At 59.9% G+C, this 10,774-nt stretch carries 11 protein-coding genes; all 11 read left to right on the forward strand.

Features of this window, described 5'->3' with window-relative positions:
* A partial coding sequence (locus tag QZL71_RS12270) for a ribonuclease Z (protein WP_294648976.1) occupies window positions 1-893 on the forward strand: 893 nt, incomplete at its 5' end.
* Entirely contained in the window at window positions 890-2,323 is a 1,434-nt protein-coding gene (locus tag QZL71_RS12275) for a CCA tRNA nucleotidyltransferase (RefSeq protein ID WP_294648977.1), read from the forward strand. The genes QZL71_RS12270 and QZL71_RS12275, both read left to right, overlap by 4 nt.
* A gap of 68 nt (window positions 2,324-2,391) precedes the next feature.
* Entirely contained in the window at window positions 2,392-3,495 is a 1,104-nt protein-coding gene (gene mnmA, locus QZL71_RS12280; protein WP_294648979.1) for a tRNA 2-thiouridine(34) synthase MnmA, read from the forward strand.
* A gap of 13 nt (window positions 3,496-3,508) precedes the next feature.
* Complete coding sequence (locus QZL71_RS12285; RefSeq protein WP_294648981.1) at window positions 3,509-4,279, forward strand: tRNA threonylcarbamoyladenosine dehydratase; 771 nt, start codon at window positions 3,509-3,511, stop codon at window positions 4,277-4,279.
* A gap of 586 nt (window positions 4,280-4,865) precedes the next feature.
* Window positions 4,866-5,753 carry a putative manganese transporter gene (locus QZL71_RS12290; RefSeq protein ID WP_005941425.1) on the forward strand — a complete coding sequence of 296 codons (888 nt, stop codon included), beginning with the start codon at window positions 4,866-4,868 and terminating at the stop codon, window positions 5,751-5,753.
* A gap of 158 nt (window positions 5,754-5,911) precedes the next feature.
* Entirely contained in the window at window positions 5,912-6,802 is an 891-nt protein-coding gene (locus QZL71_RS12295) for an HAD-IIB family hydrolase (RefSeq protein ID WP_187119402.1), read from the forward strand.
* On the forward strand, window positions 6,799-7,287 hold the full coding sequence (locus QZL71_RS12300; protein ID WP_120020958.1) for a DNA-deoxyinosine glycosylase: 489 nt from the start codon (window positions 6,799-6,801) through the stop codon (window positions 7,285-7,287). Before QZL71_RS12295 ends, QZL71_RS12300 begins: the two co-directional genes overlap by 4 nt.
* 99 nt (window positions 7,288-7,386) lie before the next feature.
* Window positions 7,387-8,013 carry a 5-bromo-4-chloroindolyl phosphate hydrolysis family protein gene (locus tag QZL71_RS12305; RefSeq protein ID WP_294648983.1) on the forward strand — a complete coding sequence of 209 codons (627 nt, stop codon included), beginning with the start codon at window positions 7,387-7,389 and terminating at the stop codon, window positions 8,011-8,013.
* 40 nt (window positions 8,014-8,053) lie between these two features.
* Window positions 8,054-9,211 carry a toxic anion resistance protein gene (locus QZL71_RS12310; RefSeq protein WP_294648984.1) on the forward strand — a complete coding sequence of 386 codons (1,158 nt, stop codon included), beginning with the start codon at window positions 8,054-8,056 and terminating at the stop codon, window positions 9,209-9,211.
* A 1-nt stretch (window position 9,212) separates the two neighbouring features.
* The gene (locus QZL71_RS12315; RefSeq protein ID WP_120020960.1) at window positions 9,213-9,971 is read left to right on the forward strand and encodes a LemA; all 759 of its coding nucleotides are present in this window, start codon (window positions 9,213-9,215) and stop codon (window positions 9,969-9,971) included.
* Window positions 9,968-10,774, forward strand: an 807-nt coding sequence (locus QZL71_RS12320) for a TPM domain-containing protein (protein WP_294648986.1), incomplete at its 3' end; no start/stop codon positions are given. The genes QZL71_RS12315 and QZL71_RS12320, both read left to right, overlap by 4 nt.

Here is a 10,774-nt window from a genome sequence, read left to right on the forward strand (position 1 = left end):
CGGACCGGGCACTCTCGGCGGCGTTTGCTGCCTGCGGCGGTCACGGCCTGCTGTGGGACTGCGGCGAGGGTACGCAGGCAGCGGCACACCGGGCAGGCGTGAACCTGATGCGGGCAGATGCCATCTGCCTGACCCACTACCATGGCGACCACATCTTTGGTCTGCCGGGCCTTTTGCAGACTCTGGGGGCGCAGGGCCGCACAAGGCCGCTTGCGCTGCTGGGTCCGGAGGGCCTGCCGGATATCTGGGCGGCGGTGCGGGCACTGACCGGCCCGCTGCCCTATCCGGTGAAGCCGCAGGTGCTTATGCCGGGCCAGCCGCTGGCGCTGGATGCGCTGAGCGAGGGCTGGCCTGCCGGTGCGCGGCTGGTGCCGTTTGCCACAAAGCACCGGGTAAAAAGCCTTGGCTACCGGCTGGAGCTGCCCCGTGCAGGCAAATTCTCGCCGGAGCAGGCCCGGGCGCTGGGGGTGCCAGTGCAGCAATGGAAGCTGCTGCAGAAAGGGCAGAGCGTTGCCGTGGAGGGCAGAACGGTGCAGCCTGCGCAGGTGCTGGGCGCCCCGCGCAAGGGGTTGAGCGTGGTATTTTCCGGCGATACGGCCCCCTGCCCGTATTATTTGCAGGCGGCGCATGACGCAGACCTGCTGATATGCGATGCCACCTATGCCCTTCCGGAGCAGGAAGACCAGGCCCGTCAGTGGGGGCACAGCACCTTTGGGCAGAGCGCGACCCTTGCCGCGCAGGCGAGGACAAAGCGGCTTTGGCTGACCCATTATTCCCCCATGATCACCGACCCGGAGGAGTATGCCGCGCAGGCACAGAGCATCTTCCCGGCGGCGGAGTGCGGCTTTGACGGCAAAAGCATCACTCTGCAGTACGAGGAGGCACAGCCATGACCATCCGGATGGACGAGGGTGCGGCAGAGCTGCTGGACACCCTGCACAGGGCGGGCTATGCAGCCTACGTGGTGGGCGGCTGCGTGCGAGACAGTCTGCTGGGCCTTACACCGCACGACTGGGACCTGTGCACCAGTGCTCTGCCGCAGCAGGTGATGGAGCTGTTCGGCGCGCAGCGGTGCATCCCCACCGGCCTGCAGCACGGCACGGTAACGGTGAAGCAGAGCGGTGCCCTTTACGAGATCACCACCTTCCGTACAGAAGGCACCTACACAGATGGCCGCCACCCGGACGAGGTGCACTTTGTGCCGGATGTGCGGGAGGATCTGGCCCGGCGGGATCTTACCATCAACGCCATGGCCTACAATGAAAAAGAGGGCCTTGTGGACCCCTTTGGCGGGCAGGCCGACCTGCAAAGCGGCATCGTACGGGCGGTGGGTGTGCCCCGCCAGCGGTTCACCGAGGACGCGCTGCGCATCCTGCGGCTGTACCGCTTCGCAGCCCGGTTTGGCTTTTCCATCGACCCGCCCACGGCGCAGGCGGCACAGGAGCTGTGTGCCCATCTGGACTGCGTATCGGTGGAGCGCATCGAGGAAGAGCTTGCAAAACTGCTGAGCGCACCCGCCCCTGCGGCATATCTTGACAAAAAAATACTGCTTGTTATTCTGCCGGAGCTTTCATCGGAGGCACTGGCGGCGGCAAAGCCGGTGGTGGATGCCTGCCCGGCGGGGGAGCAGGCTCTGCCCGTCCGTCTGGCGGCGCTGCTGCTGAGCCTTGGCGAGGACGGCATCCGCCGCACACTCAAGCGCCTGCGCTGCTCCAATGCCTTGATTGAAGAGGCGGCGGTGTTGGTGCGGGAAGCCAGAAGGCGTGACGGTAGCTTTCTCTTCGGACACGAGTACGGGTTGCGGCACCCAGCGGATGCTTCGTGCTTTGAGCAGCACTCGCATCCTGCTGGCCGCTGTCCCAACAGCAACTTCCTGTTTCCGCCACTGGCGGCGGTCGTTGCTGTTGCAGGCCATTCCATCGCCCGCCCTATTGCCTTCGGCAACAGGGTCCTACCCCAGCGGACGGTCCTCAGAGAAACTACCGTCACACCCGACTTTACTATCTACGCCCGCCGACTACTGGGCAAATATAACTTGTGTACCGTGCAGCGTTTGGCAGCACTGGGCACAGCCCTGCAGCCGGAACGGGCGGCTGATTTTGCTGCACTTTCCGAATTGGCCGAACAATTGGACGCGGACGGCGTATGTTGCCGCGTCAGCCAGTTGGCTGTGAATGGCCGCGACCTGATGGCGGCAGGCGTCCCGGCGGGGCCGGGCATCCGCAAAGTGCTGGAAGCGCTGCTGGACGGTGTGATCCGGGAAGAATATCCCAACGAGCGGCAAGCCCTGCTGGCCGCAGTGCAGCAGCTCGCTGCGTCTTGACAAGCTCTTTTTTCAGAGTTACTATTATACTACTGTTTTAGTGTGTTGAATGCACCAAAGGAGAACTTATGACCACACAGACCCCTGATTCAAAGCCGCGTGCCCTCATTGCCATGAGCGGCGGCGTGGACAGCTCGGTGGCGGCATGGCTCATGCAGCAGGCAGGCTATGACTGCACCGGCATCACCATGCGGCTCACCCGCAACGAAACGCTGGGACAGTCCGGCTTTCACACCTGCTGCTCGGAAAAGGACATCGAGGACGCGGCAGAGGTGGCGTTTGCCATGGATATCCCGTACGAGGTGCTGGATTTCACGGCCGACTTCCGGGAACAGATCATTGAAAAATTCGTCCGCGTGTATGAGGCGGGCGGCACGCCGAACCCCTGCATCGACTGCAATAAATATATGAAGTTCCGCCATCTGCTGGACTGGGCTCGGGCACACGGCATGGAGTATGTGGTCACGGGCCACTATGCCCGGGTGGAGCAGGACGAGGCCACCGGCCGTTTCCTGCTCAAAAAGGGGCTGGACGAGGGCAAGGACCAGAGCTACGTGCTCTACAACCTCACTCAGGAGCAGCTGGCGCATATCCGTCTGCCGCTGGGCGGCCTGCACAAGACTGAGGTGCGCGAGATCGCGGAGCAGCACAAATTTGTCAATGCCCGCAAGCACGACAGTCAGGACATCTGCTTCGTGCCGGATGGCGACTATGCCCGCTTTATGGAGGACTTCACCGGCAAACACTACCCGGCAGGTGATTTTCTGGATGAGAGCGGCAGGGCGGTGGGCACCCACAACGGCGCGGTGCGGTACACCATCGGCCAGCGCAAGGGGCTGGGCCTTGCCATGGGGGCACCTGTGTACGTCTGCGGCAAGGACATGCAGGCAAACACCGTCACGGTAGGGCCGGAGGAGATGCTGTTCGACCGCATCGTGTATGCGGACGAGGTGAACTGGATCGCTATTCCGGAGCTGACCGGGCCGCTGCGGGTCACAGCCCGCACCCGGTACCATCAGGTGGAGCAGGCCGCCACCGTCTACCCGGCGGAGTGCGGCTTCCGGCTGGAATTTGACCAGCCCCAGCGCGCCCCTACGCCCGGTCAGGCCGTGGTGCTGTATCAGGGCGACACCGTGCTGGGCGGCGGCACCATTACGAGAGTGGAAAAGTAACAAGGAGAACAAAATGCAAAATCAGTATTCCCGCACGCAGTTGCTGCTGGGCGCGGAAGCTATGGAAAAACTGCACAATTCCCGCGTGGCGGTGTTCGGCATCGGCGGCGTGGGCGGCTACACGGTGGAAGCGCTGGCGCGCAGCGGCGTGGGGGCACTGGATCTGATCGATGATGATAAGGTCTGCCTGACCAACCTCAACCGCCAGATCATCGCCACCCGCAGCACGGTAGGGCAATATAAGGTAGATGTGGCTGCACAGCGCATCCACGACATTGACCCGGACATCAGGGTGACCACCCACCGGTGCTTCTTTGGCCCGGAAACACAGGACCAGTTCGACTTTACCCAGTACGACTATGTGGTGGATGCCATTGACACTGTCACCGGCAAGCTGGCGCTGGTGATGAAGTGCAAGGAGGTGGGCACCCCCATCATCTGCTCCATGGGCGCAGGCAACAAGATGGACCCGACCCGCTTTGAAGTGACCGATATCTACAAGACCTCGGTCTGCCCGCTGGCCAAGGTGATGCGCACCGAGTGCCGCAAGCGCAAAATCAAGCACCTGAAGGTGGTCTACTCCAAGGAGCCTGCCATGACCCCCATCGAGGATGACGCCATCAGCTGCAAGTATCACTGCATCTGCCCTCCGGGCACCCAGCGCAAGTGCACCCAGCGCCGTTCGGTGCCGGGCTCCAATGCCTTTGTACCCTCGGTGGCCGGCCTGATCATCGGCGGCGAGGTGGTAAAAGACCTTGTGGGCTTTGTACCGATGAAGGGGTAAAACAGACTGCAGACTCCTGCTGTGTGGGACGATTTGAAATGCGCTCCGCGTTGCTTTGCGCATAAGCTAAGGAAATTATATTTTTGATTTTGGGGTCCAGAAACGCCTGCGGGCGTTTCTGGACCCCATTTTCATGGGCGGGGGTCGTGGAGGATAGGCTTGTGCTTGCGGGCAGAACCCTCTCGGTCACGCCTGCGGCGTGCCAGCTCCTGAGAGGGTTCAGCCCGCTGAAAACAAGCAGAACGTTAACTCCGCCGCGCGAATGTTTCCACAGGAAACCAGCGCGGCAGCTTCCGCTTTCGGTCATGACTCCTTCCGTGAAAAGGCAATTCTGGAAAATCCGCAGATTTTCCAGAATTGCGAAATAAAATAATAATTCCGCTGAAAATGGTCGGAGCATCAGCGGAGACCATTTAAGATCGTGCTTTTTACGCGCTGCAGCGTTCTATAATATAAATTTGCAACTAATTTGCATTTTGGTATTGCAATTGGAGAGAATATCGTGTATAATCATCCCTGTTCAAAAATGCAACCAATTTGCAATTTACTAAAATGAAGCGACGAACGGTCGTTTTTAGGAGCGTATATGGAACTGTTTCTGGATGTTCTGGGCGAATCTCTGGTGGATACCGCCAAGATGCTGCCCTTCCTGTTTCTGGCTTATCTTCTGATCGAGTATATCGAGACCCGCCACGGTGAGCGCATTGAAGCACTGCTGGCAGGCGGCGGGCGCTGGGGCGCGATTCCGGGCGCGGTGCTGGGCTGTGTGCCGCAGTGTGGCTTTTCGGCCATTGCGTCCAACTTCTACTCCTCCCGCGTCATCACGCTGGGCACCCTGATGGCCGTCTACCTTGCCACCAGCGACGAAGCCATCCCGCTGCTGGTATCCATGCCGGCCTACTGGGATAAGCTGGCTGTGCTCATGGTCATCAAGGTGGTATACGCCATTGTGGTGGGCTTTGTGCTGGATTTTGTGCTGCGCGGCGTGCTGCCCAAATCGCTGCGCGGCGGCTACACCGGCCATGCCGACGAGGTGGACTGTCACGAGGAGCACAGCGACGAAGAGGGCAAGCCCGCCCCCATCTGGAAAGCGGCCCTGCGCCATACGCTGGAGATCTTTGTGTTCATTTTTGCGTTCAGTCTGGTGTTCGGCCTGATCGTGGAAGGCGTGGGCGAAGATGTGTTTGCAGACCTTCTGGGCAGCATGGGCTTCTTCCAGCCGGTAGTGGCTGCGCTGGTGGGCCTGATCCCCAACTGCGCCGCCAGCGTGCTGCTGACCCAGCTGTATGTGGAAGGTGCTCTGCGCTTTTCCAGTCTGGTGGCGGGCCTTTGCACCGGTGCAGGCGTGGGCCTTGCGGTGCTGTGGCGCACCAATCCTTCGTGGAAGCAGAACCTGTTCATCACCGGCCTGACATGGGGTGCAGGCGCATTCCTCGGCGTGGCAATGCAGGTGGTCGTGGCCGTGTTTGCGTGATCACGAGAAGAAGCTGCAAAGAAAACAGCATCGTGAAACAAAATAAGGCTATTGCATGGAATTCTGTGCAGTAGCCTTATTTTTATGCCCAAATGCACCCCAATTTTAAAAAAGTATGGTATACTGGTACAAAACTCAGTTCCATAGGGGAGAATAGAATGCAATATAAGATTCTGGCAAGCGATTACGACAACACACTGGTGCCCTTTGGCGAGGGCAAGCCGCGTCAGAAGGTGGTAAAAGCCATCAAAAAGCTGCAGGCCGCAGGCGGCAGATTTGTGCTCAGCACCGGACGTGCGTATCCGTGCGTCAACCTCAAAGGCCAGCTGGGCGGCATCCGGTTCGATTATGCCATCACCTGCAACGGTGCCTGTGTGGTGGACCGCGAGGGCCGCATCGTGGCCGAGCACCCGCTCACCGCTGAGGAAATGTACGCACTGGTGGATTTCTGCGAGGATTATAACTATCCGCTGCAGTTCAATTTCAGGGATGCCTGCTACGCCTACTGCGAGTATGAATATCTGCACAGGGGCTATCAGCAGATGAACAGCATCGGGCTGGACTGCGTGGACGGCGAAGATCAGGACCGCCACCTGATCGACATGCCCCACGCCGCCTTTGCGGCCATGCCGCCGGAGCGTGTGGCGGACTTCAACGCCAAGTACGGCCATCTGGGCCTGCACTGGATGCAGGTGGGCGCGCAGAATGCCGACGGCCTGTGCTACTACGACATCGTGCGCGGTGGAATGGACAAAGGCGTTGGCCTTGCCGACCTGTGCGAAAAGATGGGCCTGACACTGGCCGATGCCGTGGCGGCAGGCGATTCTGCCAACGATGTGGCCATGCTGAAGGCAGCGGGCCTTGGCTGCTGCATGGCAAACGGCACGCCGGACGCAAAGGCTGCCGCCGACCGCATCATTGGCGATGTGCGGGAGGACGGCCTTGCCGACCTGATCGATGAGCTGTGGTTCGACGGCCCCAGAGCAGAGCCGTCCGGCCGCGACCTTGGCTCGCCTTGGGATAAAATTGAAAGTGCAGGCGGACAATGAGCTTTGAACCGGTGTATAACGAACACAGCCGGGCACTGATCCTTGGCACATGGCCCAGCCCCAAAAGCCGGGAGATGGCCTTTTACTACGGCCACCCGCAGAACCGCTTCTGGCCCGTGCTGGCCGCGCTGACCGGGGAGCCGGTGCCTGCCCGTGAGGACATTGAAGCCAAAAAGCAGATCATCCTGCGCCATGGGCTGGCCCTCTGGGACACGCTGGAACGCTGCACCATCACCGGCGCAGCGGATGCTTCCATCAAGGATGCAGTGCCGAATGATATTGCCGCTCTGCTGGCAAAGGCACCCATCGAAGCAGTATTCTGCAACGGAGCCACCGCATACCGGATCTATACAAAGTATCTGCAGCCGGTGTCCGGCATTGCAGCGGTAAAGCTGCCCAGCACCAGCCCGGCAAACGCTGCCTGCCGCCCGGAAAAGCTGCGCGAAATCTGGGGAGCGGCCCTCTTGCCGTGGATCAACAAATGATGGCCAGGTTGTAAATTATCCGTGAAAGCCTTGCGTTTTTCGCGGGGTGCGGTATTATGGGTAACATAAGGGGCAATGCCCCGGACAAGGAGAAGAAACATGAGCAAGATCATCCGCACCAGAAAGCCCAGCGTTCTGCCATTTTATGCAATGGCACTGGTCTTTTTGGTATTGTGCGCGGTACTGCCGGTGTATAAGCTGTGGGCGCTTCTGGCGGCGCTGGGCGGTGCATTTGTGGCCTTTGGTGCGGCACAGAAGGTCTGCCTGCCCCGGGTGGTGGAGCACGAAGTGCCTTTCCACACCGGTGTGGAGGATGTGGACGCGATGCTGACCGACATTCAGCAGAAACTGGATACCCTGCACACCCTCAACGAGCAGCTGCCGGACCCGCAGCTCTCTGCCGCCATGACCCGCATGGAAAAGGCGGGCCGCTCCATTGTGGAAGCGGTGGAAGCAAACCCGGAAAAGGCAAAGCAGGTGCGCAGGTTCGCAAACTATTACCTGCCGGATGCGGTGAACGTTCTGCAGCAGTATGCAAAGCTGGCAAAGCAGGGCGTGCGCGGCGAGAATGCCGCAGCCATCCGTACCGAGGTGGAGCACAATGCTGCTTCCATTGCCACGGCGTTTGAAAACCAGCTGGATGCCCTGTACGCCGCCGAGAGCATGGACCTTTCTGCAGATATCACGGTGCTGCAGAACATGCTCAAAGGGCAGGGCCTGAGCTAAGAAAAAAGGTAAATGGTATTTGGAAAGGAAGGAATCTCTTATGGCTGATAATACATTCAACTTTGACCTCGATGCACCCGCAGTACCCACCCTGACGCTGGACCCCACCCCGGCAGAAGAGGAAAAGGCAGCACCCGCCCAGCAGGAAGCTGCCGCACCGGAGCAGCCGCAGGTGAACCTGACCCCGGAAGAACAGGCCATGGTGGATCAGTTTGCTGAAAAGATCGATATTACCAACAGCCAGCAGGTGCTGCAGTACGGCTCCGCCTGTCAGAAGAAGATCGGCGATTTCTCCGAGGCCGCCCTTTCCAAGGTGGCCACCAAGGATCTGGGCGAAGTGGGCGATATGATCACCAGCCTGATCGGTGAGCTGAAGAGCTTTGATGCAGGCGAGGAAGAAAAAAAGGGCATCCTCGGCTTCTTCAAGAAGAAGGGCGACCAGCTGGATGCCATGAAGATGAAGTACAACAAGGCCGAGACCAACGTGGAAAAGATCCAGTCCATGCTGGAGGGCCATCAGGTGCAGCTGCTCAAGGACATCGCCATGCTGGATAAGATGTATGATCTGAACATGGCCTACTTCAAGGAGCTGAGCATGTATATCCTTGCCGGCAAAAAGAAGCTGGCCGATGTGCGCGCAAACGAGCTGCAGCAGGCCATGGATAAGGCCAAGGTTTCCGGCCTGCCGGAGGATGCACAGGCGGCTCGTGATCTGGCCGACCAGTGCGAACGCTTTGAGAAGAAGCTCTATGATCTGGAGCTGACCCGCAACATCAGCCTGCAGATGGGCCCTCAGATCCGCCTGCTGCAGAACAACGACACCATGATGGCAGAGAAGATCCAGTCTACCATCGTCAACACCATCCCGCTGTGGAAGAACCAGATGGTGCTGGCACTGGGTCTGGCCCACAGCCAGCAGGCCATGCAGGCCGAACGTGCCGTGACCGACATGACCAACGACCTGCTCAAGAAGAACGCCGAGGCCCTGAAGATGGGTACCATCGAGACCGCAAGGGAATCTCAGCGCGGTGTGGTGGACATCGAGACCCTGCAGCAGACCAACAAGAGCCTGATCGAGACGCTGGACGAGCTGAACAAGATCCAGAGCGAGGGCCGCGCAAAGCGCGCTGCCGCCGAGCAGGAGCTGAACCGCATCGAGGACGAACTGAAAGCAAAAATGATGGAGATCCGGAGCTGAGATGGCAAACGCAGATTTTTCGCAAAAACAGAACAGCACTTCCGGCGGTTTTGACGCGGGCAGCTACCGCGAACAAAAGCAGCCGGAGCAGGCCGTGCCGCTGACACCTCTGCAGCAGAAGCTGGCAGGGCTGGAAGCAAAGCTGCCCGCAGCCCTTTCCACCCGCGCAGCTGCACTGGCCCTGAGCGTGGTGGTGATGCTGGCGGCCTTTTTGGGCTTTGGCAGCGCCAAGCTGCGCAGCCGGTACAACGAAGTCCGCAAATGGTACACGGTGGGTGTGGCGGCAGACAACGGCTATAACCTCAACGAAGAGCTGACCACCCGCATGAACACGGCGGCAAACATCATCACTACCGCCAGCAGCACGCTGGGAGCGGACAGTGCCGAGGTACAGGCCGCACAGAGCGCGCTGAGCGATTTTACCGCCTGTCTGGAAGCCGTGCAGAACGGCGGAAAAAGTCAGGCACTCACCTCGCTGCCCTATTATCAGGGCAGCACGATGCATGCGCTGTATCAGGCCAACGAGGTGCTGGGGTCGCGGATCGACCAGCTCTACGCAAAGCTGCAGGAGCAGGCCGCAGACCCCATGAAGATGGGCGCGGTGCAGGGCCAGTACGGCCAGTTCAACAGTGCGGCTACCATCATCGGCACCCTGAAATACAACGATGCCGTTTACGACTACCAGAAAGAGACCGGCGGCTTCCCGGCCAGCGTGCTGGGAGCCATTGCCGGTGTAAAGGAGGTTGAACCCTTCGCATGAAAAATTTTGCAAAACGCGTAAGCGCTCTGGTGCTGGCCCTTGTGTTGGGCGCAGCGGCCCTGTGCCCGGCGGCATTTGCCGCCGCCAGCCTGCCGGATCTGCCCAGAGATCAGTGTGTGGTGGATGACGCCAACATCCTGAGCGACAGCACTACCCAGACCATCGTTGATCTGAACAACCAGCTGCAGTCCAGCTGCAACGGAGCACAGATCGGCGTACTGACTGTAGATTATACGGGTAATTATTCCACTGAGGATTATGCAACACAGGCCTTCAACGCCTGGGGCATCGGCTCGGCTTCCGAGAACAACGGCGTGCTGATCCTGCTGGTGATGGAGTCGCCCATCTACGAGGATGGCGATTACTACGTGACCTACGGCGACGGCTTCCGCAACACCACGCTGGAAAGTCAGGCCAGTGCCCTCGCTCAGACCATGGAAGGTGATTTTGTTAACCGCGATTACAGCGATGCAGTAATCACCTGTGCCAACAATGTGGCCGACACCATTGCAAGTGTTTATGGGGTAAATCTGAACAATGGCAGCTACGATGATGGCAGCTATGACGATGGCGGCTACGCGGAGCCGGACAACGGCCCCACCACTTTTGGGGATATCGTTCTGGGTATCGTGATCCTGTTCATGTCCCTGATGGTGATGCTGATCATCGTACTGTTCGTGTTCCGGGTGTTCATTGCACCCATCGGCCACGCAGCAGGCTGGAACTGGGGTCCCTTCGCATGGGGCTACATGGCAGGTTCGGCCCGTCGGCACCGTCCCGGCCCGCCGCCCCCTCCGGGCCCC

This window comes from uncultured Faecalibacterium sp. (assembly GCF_900066275.1).
Taxonomy (GTDB): Bacteria; Bacillota; Clostridia; order Oscillospirales; family Ruminococcaceae; genus Faecalibacterium; species Faecalibacterium taiwanense.